The organism is Aquiluna borgnonia (assembly GCF_013283855.1).
Taxonomy (GTDB): domain Bacteria; phylum Actinomycetota; class Actinomycetes; order Actinomycetales; family Microbacteriaceae; genus Aquiluna; species Aquiluna borgnonia.
The window spans coordinates 194,194-210,583 of record NZ_CP054056.1 but is presented as its reverse complement, the minus strand read 5'-3'; the positions used below and the strand labels follow the sequence as shown (position 1 = coordinate 210,583).

The following is a 16,390-nucleotide window of genomic DNA, read 5'->3' as shown; positions in this document are numbered from 1 at the left end:
GTGAGTGGTTTAGGAGCCCCGGAGCTGCGCTCCGACGGCAAGGGTAAAAAAGTTGTTGTAATTGCCACGAGTTGGCACACCCAAATCATGGATGGCCTCATCGCGGGAGCATTGCGAGAGCTTGAAGCAAGTGGTTGCCAAGACTTTTCGCTGCTTCGCGTCCCAGGAGCATTTGAGCTTCCACTTGCTGCCCAGCGAGCCGCAGCTTCTGCGGATGCTGTGATTGCCCTGGGCGTTGTGATTCAGGGTGAAACCCCTCACTTCGACTACGTTTGCTCAGCTGCGACGGACGGCCTAACCAGAGTTCAACTCGACACCTCAGTCCCAATCGGATTTGGGCTGCTGACGGTTAACAACGAGGCTGAAGCGCTTGCCAGGGCCGGGCTCAGTGGCTCCAAAGAGGACAAGGGTAAGGAAGCTGTACAAGCCGCCCTGTCCATGGTCCTGCCCAAAATCTAGCGCTCAGCTCAATCCCAGCTTCCTGGTTTTCTGGCCGATAGGCTTCAGGCATAGGAGGCGCAATGCAACTCACAGCAGAAATTCTTAGAAACTCCCTGGTGGTTCTTCACTTCATAGGTCTAGCTTCGCTACTCGGTGGCTTTTTGACTCAAATGAAGGCCATGGGCAAGGGAACCGCCAAGATCGTGCCAGCCATGGTTCACGGTGCCTGGACGATGCTCATCACCGGATTGCTCCTGGTCGGAGTGAGAGAGTGGATGGCGGCCATGGAGTGGGCAGGCGAACTAGACAACATCAAGGTTGCAGTCAAGTCGATCGTGCTGACGGTCATTCTGGTTTTGGTTTTGCGTTTCAAGAAAAAAGACGCCGTAGCTCCAAGGGTGTTCGGCATCATCGGTCTGTTGACCATCGTGAACGTCGTTTTGGCAGTGTTCTGGTAATCAGCGCATAAACAGTGCGCGCAGCCGGTGAGTGGTGAAGGCTAGCCCCAACCCAATCATCACCATGAAGTAGAGAATGTGCCACAGCACGCTCAGGTCCACAATGCCCAGCATCAGTGATCGCACCAAATCCACGCCCTGCCAGAGCGGCAGAGCTTTTACGATGACCTGAATCCACTCGGGATAAACGCTTACCGGAAAGAAAGTTCCGGAAAATAAAAACATCGGCAGCAAAACAAAGTTGACCCAGTTCATTTGCTGGAAGTTACGCATGTATGAGGTGATTGCCATCCCCAGGGAAGCGAATCCAAATGCAATCAGGGTTGCGGCCGGTATCGCCAGCAGACCCCAGGCGTTTGTCACAAGTCCCAGCGGCGCCACGATAGCCATGAAGCCGATTGAGTAGGCAGCGCCGCGCATCAGCGCCCAGGCAATCTCACCCAGCGCAATGTCCATCGGGCCAAGTGAACTTGAAAGCATCACCTGGTAGACCTTGCCGAAGTGCATCTTGAAGAAAACATTCCAGGTTGAGTCGTAGATTGCCCCGTTCATGGCGCTGGTGGCCAGAAGTGCCGGGGCGATATACGCGGCGTAACTGACAGGGTTTCCGCTGCCATCTTCAATGTCTCCAATCAGCTGCCCGATGCCAAAGCCAAATGCCAGCAGGTACAGCACCGGCTCAACAAAGCCCGAGAGGATGACCAACCAGTTTGAACTCTTAGCCGCGTAGAAACCTCGCTCGATCAAAACCGCAGCTCGGCCCGCGTAAATTGCGGCCCCTGGGCGTTGAGCTCGCTTCTCAGCGATCGCGACCGCCTGGGTGAGGATTGTCTGGGTAATCATCTAGCCAGCCTCTCCTTGAACTTGGGATAGACAAAAGCCATCCCAATAACTCCCAATAGAGCCAGGTAGCCGAGGTGCAGGAATATCATGCCCTCGCCAATTTCAAGACCGTAGGACAGGTTTCTGCCAATCTGCGTGGCGTGCCAGAGCGGGGAAACCCAGCCGATCGGCTGCAGGTAAATTGGCATTTGCTCCAGCGGGTAGAAGGTTCCCGAGAACAAAAACATAGGTGCAATTACGAATCGGCTGATAAGGGCAAAGTAGCCCTCATCGCGCTCGAGTCGAGCGGTAATCGCCAGCATTACCGCTGCCCAGCCCCAGCCGGCCAGCATTGCAGAAAGAAGCAGCGGCACCACTGAACTCAGCGGAATTGCTCCGAAAGCCAGCAGAATTCCCAAATACATCACGGCTGTTAGAAGCCCTCGACCGAGCGCAACGATCATCACTCCGTCCGCGATCTGCCTCGCGGAGACGCTGGTGGCATTGATGGCAAAGAAAAGCTTGTCCCAGACAAAGCCGTCCATGGTCGGGAAGGTCACCTCGTCCATCACTCCCTGAATTGCAGCTGAAGCCAGCAGGGCAGGGGCAACAAACTGGATGTAGCTCACACCCAAAGTGTTTCCACCGGCACTGGCATCAACCAGTGCTCCAATTCCAAGCCCAACCGATAGCAGGTAGAGGATTGGGTTACCCAAACCGTAGGCAATTACCGAGCCGATCCACTTGAACATTGAGTAGAACCGGTACTCGGCAACCCTAAGAGCACCCCAACGAACCGCGCGCTTGGGGTCCACCGCCTTTCCAGGCTTGAATTCCAAAGTCATCAGTCGACCAGCGTCCTACCGGTTAGCCTCAGGAAGACATCCTCAAGCGAAGACCTTCTGACCAGCGAGGTGATTGGGTGCAGACCCGATTCGATAATCTCTCCGAGCAGCTTCTCGCCCTGCTCGGTGTAAATCAAAATTCGATCCGGCAGCAGCTCCAGGCGGTCACCCTTGCCCTTTAGCTGCTCGGCCACACCTTCGTTTTTATCGGTTCCAAAGCGCAGCTCCACAACCTCTTTGGAGGAGTAGTCCTTGATCAGTTGAGCAGGGGTCCCCTCGGCCATGATTTGGCCCTTGTCCATCACGATTAGGCGATCGCAGAGCTGCTCGGCCTCATCCATGTAGTGGGTGGTGATGACCAGGGTCACGCCCTGTTCCTTGAGTCTAAATAGCCTGTCCCAGAGGATGTGGCGGGCCTGCGGGTCCAACCCGGTGGTTGGTTCATCCAGCAGCAAAATCTCCGGCTCGTTCACCAGCCCCCTAGCAATGGCTAATCGGCGCTGCATGCCTCCGGAGAGGTCGTCTGCCTTCTCATTGCGCTTTTCAGTTAGCTGAGCAAATTCCAATAATTCGTCAACCTTGGACTTGAGCCACTTCCTGGATAAACCAAAGTAGCGTCCGTAGGTGAGCAGGTTTTCCCAGACCCTGAGTTCGCGGTCGAGCATATCCTTCTGGGGAACCACTCCCAGGTGGGCACGAATCTCAGGACCGTGAGTGTTTGGCTCTTTGCCTAAGATGCTGAGCTCTCCCCCGGTTCGCTGCGAGACCGAGGTAATCATTTTCATCGTGGTGGATTTACCCGCTCCGTTAGGTCCCAGCAGTCCGAAGGACTCCCCGCGGTAGACCTCAAAGTCGATGCCGTTGACGGCAACAAAATCTTTGTATTTTTTAGTTAGACCGCGAGCGCGGATTACAGCCTCGCGCTCATTCTGAATAGCCAATGGTGCTCCGTCTCATGCCCCAATTAGGGCAGCCCTTCAGGGTATCAATGCCCCCGCAATCATTACGTAACGAAACTGCAAAACGTTTCATTACTGATAACTGATATCTTGAACCGGTGCAGAAGCTTGGGAATCGCAGGGTCACCGGAACCGAGCAGTACTACACACCTCCCGAGCTTGCCCGAGAGCTCACCGAAGTTCTGATTCAGCAGGTTGGAACCGATCGCAGTTTTTTGGAACCAGCCGGGGGAAACGGCTCCTTCATCAATGCCCTGCAGGGCTTGGGAGTCAAAGACATTGAATCAGTGGATCTTTATCCCAAGCACCCGCTCGTTAGGCAGGGTAACTTCCTGGAATTCCATCCTGGTAGCCGTGAGTTTGTAACTGTGTCCAATCCACCATTTGGGCGAAACAACGCACTCAGCGTGCCATTTTTCAATCACGCCGCGACCATGAGCTCTCACATCGCCTTTTTGGTCCCGCGCTCGTGGCGAAAGTGGTCGGTGCTGAATCGCCTCCACCAAAACTTTCATTTGAAATCCGACCTCGATGTTCAGGTCAACTACCAATCGGACACTGGTGAGCCGATTGGGTCTAGCAACGAACTCAGAAGCTGCTTTCAAGTCTGGGAGCGCCGAGCAGAAAACCGCGGACTGATTCACGTGAGAGATCAGCACCTGGTGGAGAAAACCAATCCCGAGGATGCCGATTTGGCAATCAGAGTTTTCGGCTTTGGTTGCGGGAATGTGCTCAAGAGTTTCCCTAGGACCAAAAATACGACCCTGATGTTCCTGAGAGTTTTGAATCCGAAAGTAATGGGAGTGATTGAGGGTTTAGATTATGGAAGGTTCATCAACAACACCGCCTACACCCAGGCTCTAGCACTTCCAGAGTTGAACTACCTGCTCAACGAGGCAATTTTTGGTGATCCGATGATGGAAATTGAGGCTGCGCGTGAGTGACTACAGAGATCCGAGTGAAAACCCCCGCTCGAGAGAATACAAAGGACCCCGGGCCTCCCTGAAGGACTTGTTTCCCTATCTGGCCGAGCACAAAAAGGCGCTGGTTTTTGCGGTAATCCTCTCAATCATCACCTCGGTGCTGGCGCTTGGCCAACCGCTTCTTATGGGTCAGGTAATTTCTGCAGTTGAAGACGGAGCGGACTTCACCGGTTTGGCAATCGGAATTGTGGTTTTGCTCGTCTCGGCAGCGCTTATCAATGGTTTTCAGTACTACCTGCTCTACCGAACCGGTGAGGGTGTGGTGCTCACCACTCGCAGAAAATTAGTTGCCAAGCTATTGCGGCTACCCATCAAAGAGTATGACCGAAGGCGCATCGGTGACTTGGTCTCGAGGGTGGGAGCGGATTCCACTCTGCTGAAGGCTGTTCTCACTCAGGGCCTGGTGGATGCAGTTGGTGGACTGCTGCAATTCTTTGGCGCGATCATTGTGATGGCATTCATCGATCCGGTACTACTGGGGTCAACTCTGCTAGTGGTGTTCATTGCTGTGACCGCCATTGCTGTCACCGGAAGGCAAATCCGAAGCGCCACCACCAAGAGCCAGCAGAAGGTTGGAGCAATGAGCGCCGCCGTAGAGCGCGCTCTCGGGGCCATTAGAACAATTCGTGCCAGCCGGGCAGAGGAGCGCGAGACCGGTGCCATTGAAAAGGATGCGACCGCCGCATTCGACCAGGGTGTAAAGATTGCCAAGCTCAGTGCGATTGTTGCTCCAATTGCCCAGGTTGCCTTCAACGCAGCGTTCATCATTGTTCTCGGACTGGGTGGGCTCCGCGTTGCCACCGGGGAAACCACCATCGCAAACCTGGTGACTTTCGTGATTCTGCTGTTCTTTATGATCGGGCCGCTAATCGGAGCCTTTGGTGCCTACACCTCTGTGATGGGGGCCCTAGGTGCTTTGGCTCGAATACAAGAGATTATGGTGCTGGACGAGGAAAACCCTGGAAGGGGTGAGCCTCAACCGAAAAACCAAACAGCCTTGGAATTCGAAGGTGTTGAATTCGGCTATGAGCCAGAGCCAGGCGAAGAGCTAAAACCAATCCTGAACGGTGTTTCCTTCGCCATTGAGCGCGGCAGCCGAGTGGCGATCGTTGGACCCTCCGGAGCGGGTAAATCGACAATTTTCTCCCTGATCGAAAGGTTCTACGAACCAACTTCCGGGCAGATCAAGCTCGATGGCCAGCCGGTCAGTGAAATTTCTCTAACTAGCCTTCGCGGTCAAATTGGCTACGTAGAGCAGGATGCTCCAGTGCTGGCCGGATCCATTCGCGAGAACCTTTTGCTCGGACGCTCAAGTGCCACCCAGGAACAGCTCGTGGAGGTATTGGCTATGGTCAACCTCAGCGATGTTCTCAATCGAGACGCCAAGGGACTTGATGCCGAGGTGGGGGAAAACGGCATCATGCTTTCCGGTGGTGAGCGGCAAAGACTGGCGATTGCAAGAGCCCTGCTTGCGGCACCGCCGATCCTGCTGCTCGATGAATCAACCAGCGCGCTCGATGGCCCGAATGAGCAGCGGATGCGTGAGGCCATTGATGCGGTTGCCAAAAACCGAACCCTGATTGTGATTGCTCACCGGCTGTCAACGGTGGTGGACAGCGATCAAATTATCGTTCTGGAAAGCGGCCACGTGGTTGGCAGTGGAACCCACTCCGAACTAATTAGAAGCACCCCGCTCTACGCTGAATTAGCAAAGCATCAGCTGCTGGTTTAGCCGCTAGAGTGAAGCCATGAGTCTGGCTAACCCCCAGCCCTCGGCAACGCAAAGAAGCTTTGCAGAAGCGTTAGATGCTGCCGACCCGCTGGCTAAATATAAAGAACAATTCGTCATTACGGATCCCGACCTGTGCTATCTGGATGGCAATTCGCTGGGTCGCCTACCCAAAAAAACCATCGAAGCAATCAATGCCTTTTTGACGCAGGAGTGGGGTTCGGAACTGGTGGATGGCTGGAGCCACTGGATTGACCAGGCTCAACCCGCCGGTGACCTGCTGGCTAGAAGCGTGCTGGGAACCCAGCCCGGTCAGACCCTGGTTTGTGACACAACAAGTGTGAATTTTTATCAGCTCTGCGTTGCGGTTGTTAGGGCTCGGCCAGATCGCAAAACGGTAATTATCGACTCTGCCAACTTCCCAACCGATCGCTACATCCTGGCTGGAATTGCCGAGCAGTTTGGCCTGAATCTGGTAACTCTGAACAACGACGGGATGGGTGGTCCCGGTTCGGTGGAGGTTGACCACGACCACGAGCTGATCTCCCCTGAAGAACTTGAGAAACACCTCAGTGCGGATGTCGCCTTCGTTACCCTGCAAGCCATCCAGTATCGCTCCGGATCTAGACCTGATATCAAGGGCATAACTGAGGTTGCGCGCAAGCACGGTGCGTTGGTGATTTGGGACTGCTCCCATGCAGCTGGAGCCATTGATCTGGAATTCGACAAGAACGGTGTTGATCTCGCGATTGGCTGCACCTATAAATACGGTAATTCCGGGCCGGGGTCCCCGGCTTGGCTCTTTGTTCGAGAGCAGTTGCAGCACCAGTTGCAGATTCCGATTCAAGGCTGGTTCTCAAATGAGCAGCAGTTTGCCATGGGTCCGTTTTATGAAAAGGCCAAGGGCATCCGCGGATTCCAAATCGCCAGCCCATCCATCATCGGTATCCGCGGGGTCGAGACCGCCTTTCAGATGATTGAACAGGCCGGCATCCAGAACATTGAGGCGAAAGCCGCTCAGGGCACTGAGCTAATGATCGAACTCTTCGATGCTTGGTTGGCCCCGTTGGGCTTCACCCTTGGAACTCCGCGCAATGCCAAAAAACGCGGTGGTCACATCATCGTCATCCACCCGGATGCCAAACAAATTGCCCTGGCACTGAGAAAACTCAAGAACGTTATTCCCGACTACCGAGAACCTTCTGCTGTCAGGCTAGCTATCTCACCGCTAGCCACCAGCTACACCGAGGTCTACGACGGATTCGCAAGACTTAGAGATCTAGTTGCCTCCGGTGACTACAAGTCGGTTGAGCTAGATGGAAACCGCGTCACATGAGTCACGATAAGCACGTCAGCTACACCTCATACCTGAAGGTTTCGGAGCTTTTAGCACTGCAGCAACCGCTGAGTGATGGCCCTGAGCACGATGAACTGCTGTTCATCACAATCCACCAGGTTTATGAGCTCTGGTTCAAACAGATTCTGCACGAACTCTCCGCCACCCAAGTTGCACTCGAGGCAGGAAACACCCACCGCTCGCTCGCGCTACTGGGGAGAGTCAGAACCATCATGAAGACCTGCGTCTCGCAGCTTGACATTTTAGAGACCATGACCCCGCTGCAGTTCAACTCATTTCGCTCAAGGCTCTCGAGTGCCTCCGGCTTTCAATCGGCTCAGTTTCGCGAGCTTGAGGCAGTGCTGGGAAGACGGGATCAGGCCGGAGAAAATGCCGATAAAAATACCGGCATGGGAATGGCAGATCACCTGCAGCCAGGCTCTGAGGCTCGCGAAAGGGTTGAGCGGGCAATGAGCCGGCCATCCCTGTGGGATTCAGCCCTGGCCTACTTCAACACCAGGTCACCTATGCCCAAGAGCGCGCTGGAGCGCGATGTGAAGTTCACCTGGGAACCAAACCCTGATGTGCAGAGCGTGCTCGTGAAACTTCACAGAACCGATCCTGAGGCTTCAATGGTTGGTGAATCGCTGGTGGACCTGGATGAGGGCCTTCAGGAGTGGCGCTATCGCCACGTCAAGATGGTGGAGCGAACCATCGGAAGAAAGATGGGGTCAGGTGGCTCTTCCGGGGCTGGTTATCTTGCTTCCACTCTGTTCAATCCGGTTTTTCCAGATCTGTGGGCGATTCGCTCTCAGTTCTGAGCGGCTAATACAACGTTTTTTAGCAGCATGGCCCGGGTCATGGGTCCAACACCGCCTGGATTCGGCGAGAGAAAACCTGCGACTTGAGAGACCTGCGGATCGACGTCCCCTACCAGCCCAGCATCGGTTCTAGTTATCCCTACGTCCAACACTGCTGCCCCGGGCTTAATCCATTCTGGTTTTACGAAGTGGGGGGAGCCGATGGCAGCCACCACAATGTCGGCCCGCTTGACTGCCTCCGAGAGGTTTTTTGAAGCACTGTGCAAAATGGTGACCGTTGAGTCAATACCCTTTCGGGTCATCAGTAGGCTCAGCGGCCTGCCGACCGTGAGACCTCGACCAATGATTGCAACCTCAGCGCTCCGGGTTGGAACCTGGTAGCGCTCTAAGAGCTCAACGATTCCGCTGGGGGTGCAGGGCAGCGGGGACTTCATCTCCCCCGACACATTCATCACCAGCTTGCCAAGGTTGGTGGGGTGGAGCCCATCGGCGTCCTTGGCTGGATCAATAAGCTCGAGCATCGAGTTTGCATCCATGCCGGAAGGCAGCGGCAACTGAACGATGTAACCAGTGACTTTTTTCGCAGCATTTAGCTCGGCTATTGCGGCTCGAACATCGTTCACCGATGCACTGACAGGAAGGTCAATTCGGATGGAGTTGATGCCAACCTCGGCGCAGTCCCGGTGTTTTCCCCCGACATAGGAGTGGGAGCCTGGATCATCTCCGACTAGAAGCGTGCCTAGCCCAGGAACAATGCCCCTAGCTCGAAGGTCCTCGACTGCAACCTTGAGCTCGGACTTGATGGCCTTGGCGGTAGCCAGGCCATCGAGCACGATTGCGACCAAAGAATTACCAGTTCTCGAGGTTTGAGTAAAGCGGAATGCTGTCGGTTAGGTTGTGGACGCGGGCCCTCAGAGCAGCCAGATCCGAGCCGGGAATCAGGGCGTGGGCAATGATGTCTGCCACCTCATTGAACTCCTTGGCGGTAAAGCCGCGAGTTGCCAGGGCCGAGGTTCCGATGCGGATACCGGAGGTCACCATTGGTGGCCTTGGGTCGTTTGGAACCGCGTTCTTATTGACGGTGACGCCAGCCTCGTGAAGCAGGTTCTCCGCGGTCTGGCCATCAATCTCAGAGTTACGAAGGTCAACTAGGACCAAGTGAACATCGGTTCCACCGGTTAGCACTGAGACGCCGGCCCCAACCACGTCTGGCTGTCCCAGACGCTCCGCGATAATTCTTGCGCCCTCGATGGTGCGCTGCTGGCGATCAATGAATTCAGGCTGCATGGCTGCCTTGAAGGCAACTGCCTTGGCGGCAATCACGTGCATCAGAGGGCCACCCTGCTGACCTGGGAAAACCGCAGAGTCAATCTTCTTGGCGTACTCGCTCTTGCACAAAATCAATCCCGAGCGCGGTCCACCCAGGGTCTTGTGAACGGTGGTGGAAACCACATCGGCGTAAGGAACTGGGCTCGGGTGCAAACCGGCCGCAACCAACCCGGCGAAGTGCGCCATGTCAACCCAGAGTTTCGCACCAACCTCATCCGCAATCGCGCGGAAAGCTGCAAAGTCTAGGTGGCGAGAGTAGGCGGACCAACCGGCAATAAGAACCGCTGGTCTAACCTCTAGGGCTCTGGCGCGAACTGTCTCCATGTCAATCAGGAAGGTCTCTGGGTTTAGTTCGTAGGCGTGCGCCTCATACATTTTGCCCGAGAAGTTCAGCTTCATCCCGTGGGTCAGGTGGCCACCGTGGGCAAGAGATAGTCCCAAGATACGATCGCCTGGGTTTGCCAATGCCATCATCACTGCGGCGTTCGCGGTTGCTCCAGAGTGAGGCTGCACGTTGGCGTGCTCAGCTCCGAAAAGCTCTTTGGCTCGGTCTCTTGCCAAGTCTTCTGCGATGTCCACGGCTTCGCAACCGCCGTAGTAGCGCTTGCCGGGATAGCCCTCGGCATACTTGTTGGTGAGCACCGAACCCTGAGCCTCAAGGATTCCACGCGAGACAAAGTTCTCACTGGCGATCATCTCTAGGGTGTGGCGCTGACGGTCTAGCTCCTGCTGCAGCACGGCTGCAATTTCAGGATCGACCTCGGAAAGCGGGGCGCTGAAAGAACTTGACTGAGTGGACATGGCCTGAGTTTACCAGCCCTCCGGGGCTATTTGGCCGCTGCGCGTCAATAGGATTGAGGGATGTCTGCCTCAAAAGAACACTGGGTCCTCACGTTCGTATGTCCTGACCAAAAGGGCATCGTGCACGCCATCTCCGGGGCTGTGGTCGAAATTGGTGGAAACATCACCGAGAGCCAGCAGTACACCTCTTTAGACACCGGCCGCTTTTTCATGCGACTGCAGATTGAGGCCAACATAACCAAGGAAGCCTTCGGGAAGCAGTTTGAGGAAATTGCCGCTCGGTTCAACATGACCTACGTTTTGGATCACGTAGGTAGAAAAATGAAAACCCTGGTCCTGGTTTCCAAAGCCGGCCACACGCTCAATGACCTACTGTTCAGGCAGCGCTCCGGCCTACTGCCGATTGAGATTCCGCTCGTGGTTGGAAACCACCCTGACCTGGCTTCAATGGCCGAGTTTTACGGCATCAACTTCGAGCACATAAAAATTGATTCCGGGGTTGACAAGGCTCAGTTTGAGAGGCACCTGCGTCAGGTCATCGAAAAGGAAAACATTGAGTTGATCGTGCTGGCCCGCTACATGCAGATTCTTTCTCCGCAGTTCTGCAGTGACTATGCGGGGCGAATCATAAACATTCACCACAGCTTCCTCCCCGGCTTCAAGGGCGCCAACCCCTACGCTCAGGCCCACGCCAGAGGCGTGAAGCTGATCGGTGCAACCGCCCACTTCGTCACTGAGGACCTTGATGAGGGTCCAATCATTGAGCAGAACGTCACCCGAGTGGAACACTCCGATTCCAAGCAGCTGCTGGTGGAAATCGGACAGGACGCGGAGTCGAAAACCCTAACCCAAGCGGTCAAGTGGTTTGCCGAACACCGCGTCCTGCTGGATGGTCAAAGAACCATCATTTTCCGCTAAAGCGCCATAGGCCCAACCCGAGCAGCCCCGCTACTCCGATCCCAAAGATCCAAACCCAGGGAAACTCCGGCTGAGAGTTTTGTTCAATGGCTGGGCCAGCGACGGTTTGAACCGGGAGATCCGTTTCAATTTCAGTGGGCTGTGGTTCGGAAACCTCCGTCGCAACGCCTGCATCAACAACCGAATCTGATTCAGGCACATTTTCTGGCTCTGGCTGCTGCTCTTGGCGTTTTGCTGGGGCAGCTTCGGCTAGCGAGCCCGATGGCAATTTTGGAACCGAAACTATTTGGATAATTTCCTCAATCAGTTCGGCTTCCAGCTCCGGTGAAATTGCTGTCTCCGGACTTTCAGTGGGCTCGCTCACAACTTCAGATTCAGTGACCTCATCACCTTCACTAACCACGGGTACTGGAGCTACTGACTGCGGCTGAGGGATTTCCGGTGCAGGCTGAACCGGAACCACAGGTTCCGATACGGGTTCTGGAACAGAAACCGGAGCTGGAGCAATTACCTCAACAACTGGAGGCGGCGCAATGGGCTCGAGGTTACTAAAGCTCACCCTGGTGCTTTCCAGGGGCCCAAGATTCCCCATGAGATCCTCCGCGCTCAGAGCGGGAACACTCCAGCTACCATCACCAAAACCACAGTTTGCCTGTAGGACCCAGGCTGAAATGGTTGGGCTAACCGTGGTTTCGCAAACTGCACTCGAGGTAAAGGAAACGGCCTCAATTGAAAAACTAATCGGCTCAGAGAATCTCAGGGTGGTGGAGTAGGTGAAAGGCCCATTGCCTGAAATCTCAACCGGTGAGAACAGCGCCACCGGTCCCGACTGATCAACCACAAAACTAAAAGTTAGGGGTGAAGTCGGTGTGAGGTTCCCCCAGCTGTCTTGCAGAGTTAAGGGCAGTAGAGCCACCTCAACAGACCCAAGACAGCCGGAAACCGATACCGCGGGTGATGAGGATACATACTCCAGAGCAGAGCAGCCAACCACCGCGAAACTCTGAGAGCTGAGCGTAGAAACGCTATCGCCAAGGTTGATCTCGACAACCAGCTCGGATTGGGTGGTGGTCATCGGCAAGGTGACCCAGTTAGCCTCTGGGCCAGTTGAATCGAAGTCGAAACTCGCCACTGCGGCTTCTATGGGTCCAGTAACCAAGTCACCTATAGCCCCGGCGGCCAAACTCACCTGACCCGGGCCAGGTTCGCATCCCACAAGGTCAAATCCAGCGGCTAGTCCGATCACGCTCAGGTTCTCCAACTGACAGGTGCCGGATGGTGTGAAGTCTGCAAGCTCCAATCCGGTTGGCACCTGAGAGAAGGTAATAGAACCTGAAAGTTTCTGACCGTCAACCTGTGCAATTGCAAAACTCTGCACCGAAGGAACCAGGGTGTAGCGCAGAATCACGCGACCGTGACCCGATTGCACGCCCTTGGCGTGGGTCACATTCGAAGTAAAAGTTGCAGAGGTATAGCTGGAGCCACCTCCTCCACCGCCACCGTCGGAGCAGCAGTCATCGTCATCGGGACCACCGCCACCGCCGCCATACCATCCGCCACCGCCGCCACCGCCACCGGCATTCCAGCTCGAACCGCCGCCACCGCCTGCTCCGAAGACACCAGCGGAACCCGGGCTACCACCATTTGAACTTCCAGCCGATCCGCCAGAAGTTTGCGTGCCACCGGCACCTCCGCCACCCTGCCCAGATCCTCCGGAGTCAGCGGATAGCCCGCCACCTGCGGCTCCGGCCGCACCGGAATAACCGCCACCTCCGCCGCCGCCACCGGCGACAACAATGCGGGATTCAAGCGTCGAAGCGATTCGGATGTCGCTCGCACCTCCACCGGAACCCTCATTGCCTCGGTTACCACCGGCATTGCCACCACCGTTGTAGCCGCCCGGTGCTCCGCTGCGGACCTCGCCTGCGCCGCCAACCACAATGGTCAGGGTGGGTGAGTAGCTGATGATTTTTCCAGTGACCGAGCCGCCACCACCACCTCTGCCACCCGAGGCTCCAAATACTTCAAAGCGAATATTGGTGGCCCCGGCTGGAACGCTCCAGAGCTCTGGTGCCCCAGAGTAGGCAAACTCCACGGTGCATTCGGCACCGATGCAGGTTTCAGTGGCACCGGCCGAAAGAGGAAAAACAGTTGCACCGGCCAGCAGAGCTGCCGATGCCAAAGTGAGAACTTTTTTGATCATGCCGGCAAAAGTAAAACTCCCTGCAATTTCTTGCAGGGAGTTATCCACAGGCCGGTAAAGGCCTTAGTTACTAAGCGAGGCGAGCCCTCAGGTTCTGGGCCAGGGTGGCCATGAACTCCTCGGTGGTCTGCCAGGACTGCTCCTTGCCCACTAGGGCAGCCAGGTCCTTGGTCATGTGGCCAGCCTCAACAGTCTTGATGATTACGTCCTCCAGCACCTCTGCGAAGTGCTGGACTTCAGGGGTGCCATCGAGCTTGGCGCGGTGCATGAGTCCCCTGGTCCAAGCAAAAATCGAAGCGATTGGGTTGGTGGAGGTCTTCTCACCCTTTTGCCACTGACGGTAGTGACGGGTAACGGTTCCGTGAGCTGCCTCTGCCAATGCGGTCTTGCCGTCCGGGGTAGTTAGCACCGAGGTCATTAGCCCCAGCGAACCAAAGCCCTGGGCAACTGTGTCGGACTGCACGTCACCGTCGTAGTTCTTGCAAGCCCAGACGTAACCGCCCTCCCACTTCAAAGAAGCTGCGACCATGTCGTCAATCAGACGGTGCTCGTAGGTGATGCCGGCTGCCTTGAATTTGTCAGCGTACTCGGCGTCGAATACCTCCTGGAACGCATCCTTGAAAGAGCCGTCGTAGGCCTTAAGGATGGTGTTCTTGGTGGAAAGGTAGACCGGGTAGTTACGCATCAGTCCGTAGTTAAAGGACGCTCTGGCAAAGTCACGGATCGAATCCATGAAGTTGTACATACCCATTGCGACACCGCCGTTTTCTGGATACTCAGCAACCGTCATCGTCTGTGGCTCTCCACCATCGGCTGGGGTCCAGGTGATGGTCACGGTTCCCTTGCCGGGAACCTTAAAGTCAGTTGCCTTGTACTGGTCTCCGTGAGCGTGACGACCGATGATGATCGGCTTGGTCCAGCCCGGCACCAGTCTCGGCACATTAGAGATGATGATTGGCTCGCGGAAAACTACACCGTCCAAGATGTTACGGATGGTGCCGTTTGGGCTCTTCCACATCTTCTTCAGACCAAATTCTTCAACGCGGGCCTCATCTGGGGTGATGGTTGCGCACTTCACGCCGACGCCGTGCTTGCGAATTGCGTGGGCTGCATCAACAGTCACCTGGTCATCGGTGGCGTCACGGTTTTCAACAGAAAGGTCGTAGTACTCCAGGTCAACGTCTAAAAAGGGAAGGATTAGGTTGTCCTTGATGTCCTGCCAGATGATGCGAGTCATCTCGTCGCCGTCTAGCTCGACGACCTTGCCAACCACCTTGATCTTGCTCATTTTTCTCCTGAATTTTGCGCTAAATAGCCTCGGATAGCCTATCGGTTAGCATTGCCCTCATGCGATTTGCCCTCAAACCAACTGCGGCCCTCACAGCACTGGCCCTGCTGCTTGGTGGCTGCGCCAGCCCAGCCACTGAAACCGAATCCGACCGGTTTGAAGATCAGGTTGGAGTCCAGCTGTTTATGTGGGGCTGGGACGCCATCGAGCGTGAATGCGAATTCCTTGGCGAGAGCGGAATCGATTGGGTGCTGACTTCCCCACCTCAGGAGCATGTTGCGGGAGCTCAGTGGTGGACGGTTTACCAACCCGTTAGCTATCAGCTTGAATCCCGCCTTGGGACCAGGGATGAGTTTGCGAGCATGGTGCAAACCTGCAAGGAAAATGGCGTTGAAATTATTGCGGATGCGGTGATCAACCACATGACCGGTCGTGATTCCGGGGTTAGTTTTGCGGGAACTGAATTCTCCAAGTACGAATACCCGGGGCTCTACTCGCGGACAGATTTTCACGACTGCCAGCTGACTGTTGATGGACAGATTGCGGACTATCAGAATGCCGAGCAGGTCCAGACCTGCGAGCTCTTGGGCCTTAGCGATCTTGATCAATCAAGACCTCAGGTGCAGCAGAGAATCGTTGCCTACCTGCAGGACCTACTCTCCCTGGGCGTTGTGGGTTTCCGAATTGACGCCGCCAAACACATGGTGGCCGCCGATCTCAAGGCCATCAAAGACCAACTACCTGAGGAGACAAGATTCCTTCACGAGGTAATCAAAGGTGCTTCAGAGCCAATTCAACCATCGCAATACCTAGACTCGGGCAACGTCTTCGAATTTAGCTACGCTCGAAATCTTTCCTCTTACATTTCATTCGAAATGCCCCCGGCGGATTTTGCAACTCGCATCCTGGAGCTTGATCCAAGCTCGCAAGCTATCGCCTTTGTTTCAAACCACGATACCGAGCGCAATGGTGAAACTTTGAACTACGCGCAGGCAGCCGATTTTTCCCTCGCCACCGCTTTCATGCTGGCGGATGACTTTGGCCAACCGATGCTGTTCTCCTCCTACGCCTTCTCTGACTTTGATGCCGGACCAACCAAACCAGCTAGCTGCACTGAATTTGATGCGGCTCAATCGAGCGATGTTCAGGACGGTGATTGGCTCTGTCAGCACCGACAACCCGCAATCCTGAACATGATCAAATTCCGCGATGGCGTCTCTGGGTCTCCAGTTGCCGAAGAGTTTTACTCCGAGGGCGTCTACGGATTTGCCAGGGCGGGGCGAGGTTACTTCATCGCAAACTTCTACTCCGATACCCAAAGCGAAGTGAGTGTAAATACCACCCTCCCAGACGGCGAGTATGAGGATTTGATTAGCGGTTCAAGCCACCGGATCACCGACGGAAAGCTGACATTGACCCTGCAGCCAAAAACTGCCTTGGCCCTGATGGTCAAATAG

Annotated in this window: 15 protein-coding genes; 8 read left to right on the top strand and 7 right to left on the bottom strand. The window is 55.4% G+C overall.

Annotated elements, in window-relative coordinates:
• Positions 1-459: a 6,7-dimethyl-8-ribityllumazine synthase gene (ribH, locus tag HRU87_RS01145; RefSeq protein WP_173493143.1), complete on the top strand. Its 459-nt coding sequence runs from the start codon at positions 1-3 to the stop codon at positions 457-459.
• Positions 460-521: 62 nt separating this feature from the next.
• Positions 522-899, top strand: coding sequence for a hypothetical protein (locus tag HRU87_RS01140; RefSeq protein WP_173493142.1), 378 nt, complete (start codon positions 522-524; stop codon positions 897-899).
• Here the strand turns inward: HRU87_RS01140 and HRU87_RS01135 are convergent, their stop codons facing one another.
• From HRU87_RS01135 to HRU87_RS01125, 3 genes are read right to left on the bottom strand one after another with little or no spacing between them, the layout of a single operon-like run.
• Positions 900-1,742: an ABC transporter permease gene (locus tag HRU87_RS01135; RefSeq protein WP_173493141.1), complete on the bottom strand. Its 843-nt coding sequence runs from the start codon at positions 1,740-1,742 to the stop codon at positions 900-902.
• Positions 1,739-2,566 carry an ABC transporter permease gene (locus HRU87_RS01130; RefSeq protein ID WP_173493140.1) on the bottom strand — a complete coding sequence of 276 codons (828 nt, stop codon included), beginning with the start codon at positions 2,564-2,566 and terminating at the stop codon, positions 1,739-1,741. The genes HRU87_RS01135 and HRU87_RS01130 overlap by 4 nt, the downstream gene beginning before the upstream one ends.
• On the bottom strand, positions 2,566-3,507 hold the full coding sequence (locus HRU87_RS01125) for an ABC transporter ATP-binding protein (protein ID WP_173493139.1): 942 nt from the start codon (positions 3,505-3,507) through the stop codon (positions 2,566-2,568). Before HRU87_RS01125 ends, HRU87_RS01130 begins: the two co-directional genes overlap by 1 nt.
• Positions 3,508-3,623: 116 nt before the next feature.
• Between HRU87_RS01125 and HRU87_RS01120 the strand changes: the two genes are divergently transcribed.
• From HRU87_RS01120 to HRU87_RS01105, 4 genes are read left to right on the top strand one after another with little or no spacing between them, the layout of a single operon-like run.
• Entirely contained in the window at positions 3,624-4,469 is an 846-nt protein-coding gene (locus HRU87_RS01120; protein ID WP_173493138.1) for a hypothetical protein, read from the top strand.
• Positions 4,462-6,240, top strand: coding sequence for an ABC transporter ATP-binding protein (locus tag HRU87_RS01115; RefSeq protein WP_173493137.1), 1,779 nt, complete (start codon positions 4,462-4,464; stop codon positions 6,238-6,240). The genes HRU87_RS01120 and HRU87_RS01115 overlap by 8 nt, the downstream gene beginning before the upstream one ends.
• A 16-nt stretch (positions 6,241-6,256) precedes the next feature.
• Positions 6,257-7,573, top strand: coding sequence for a kynureninase (locus HRU87_RS01110; RefSeq protein ID WP_173493136.1), 1,317 nt, complete (start codon positions 6,257-6,259; stop codon positions 7,571-7,573).
• Positions 7,570-8,394 (top strand): tryptophan 2,3-dioxygenase, encoded by an 825-nt coding sequence (locus HRU87_RS01105; RefSeq protein ID WP_173493135.1) that lies wholly within the window; start codon positions 7,570-7,572, stop codon positions 8,392-8,394. Before HRU87_RS01110 ends, HRU87_RS01105 begins: the two co-directional genes overlap by 4 nt.
• On the opposite strand, the gene HRU87_RS01100 is transcribed toward HRU87_RS01105, so the two are convergent.
• Positions 8,385-9,239 carry a bifunctional methylenetetrahydrofolate dehydrogenase/methenyltetrahydrofolate cyclohydrolase gene (locus tag HRU87_RS01100; protein ID WP_173493134.1) on the bottom strand — a complete coding sequence of 285 codons (855 nt, stop codon included), beginning with the start codon at positions 9,237-9,239 and terminating at the stop codon, positions 8,385-8,387. The genes HRU87_RS01105 and HRU87_RS01100 overlap by 10 nt on opposite strands.
• A gap of 4 nt (positions 9,240-9,243) precedes the next feature.
• A complete protein-coding gene (gene glyA, locus HRU87_RS01095; RefSeq protein ID WP_173493133.1) occupies positions 9,244-10,524 on the bottom strand; it encodes a serine hydroxymethyltransferase in 1,281 nt (426 codons plus the stop codon).
• Between the two features lie 60 nt (positions 10,525-10,584).
• On the opposite strand from glyA, the gene purU reads away from it, so the two are divergent.
• A complete protein-coding gene (purU, locus tag HRU87_RS01090; RefSeq protein WP_173493132.1) occupies positions 10,585-11,442 on the top strand; it encodes a formyltetrahydrofolate deformylase in 858 nt (285 codons plus the stop codon).
• Here purU and HRU87_RS01085 read toward each other — a convergent pair.
• Complete coding sequence (locus HRU87_RS01085) at positions 11,429-13,645, bottom strand: glycine-rich protein (RefSeq protein ID WP_173493131.1); 2,217 nt, start codon at positions 13,643-13,645, stop codon at positions 11,429-11,431. The genes purU and HRU87_RS01085 overlap by 14 nt on opposite strands.
• Positions 13,646-13,715: 70 nt before the next feature.
• Positions 13,716-14,933: an NADP-dependent isocitrate dehydrogenase gene (locus HRU87_RS01080; protein ID WP_173493130.1), complete on the bottom strand. Its 1,218-nt coding sequence runs from the start codon at positions 14,931-14,933 to the stop codon at positions 13,716-13,718.
• A gap of 59 nt (positions 14,934-14,992) precedes the next feature.
• Here HRU87_RS01080 and HRU87_RS01075 point away from each other — a divergent pair, with 59 nt between their 5' ends.
• The gene (locus HRU87_RS01075; protein ID WP_173493129.1) at positions 14,993-16,390 is read left to right on the top strand and encodes an alpha-amylase; all 1,398 of its coding nucleotides are present in this window, start codon (positions 14,993-14,995) and stop codon (positions 16,388-16,390) included.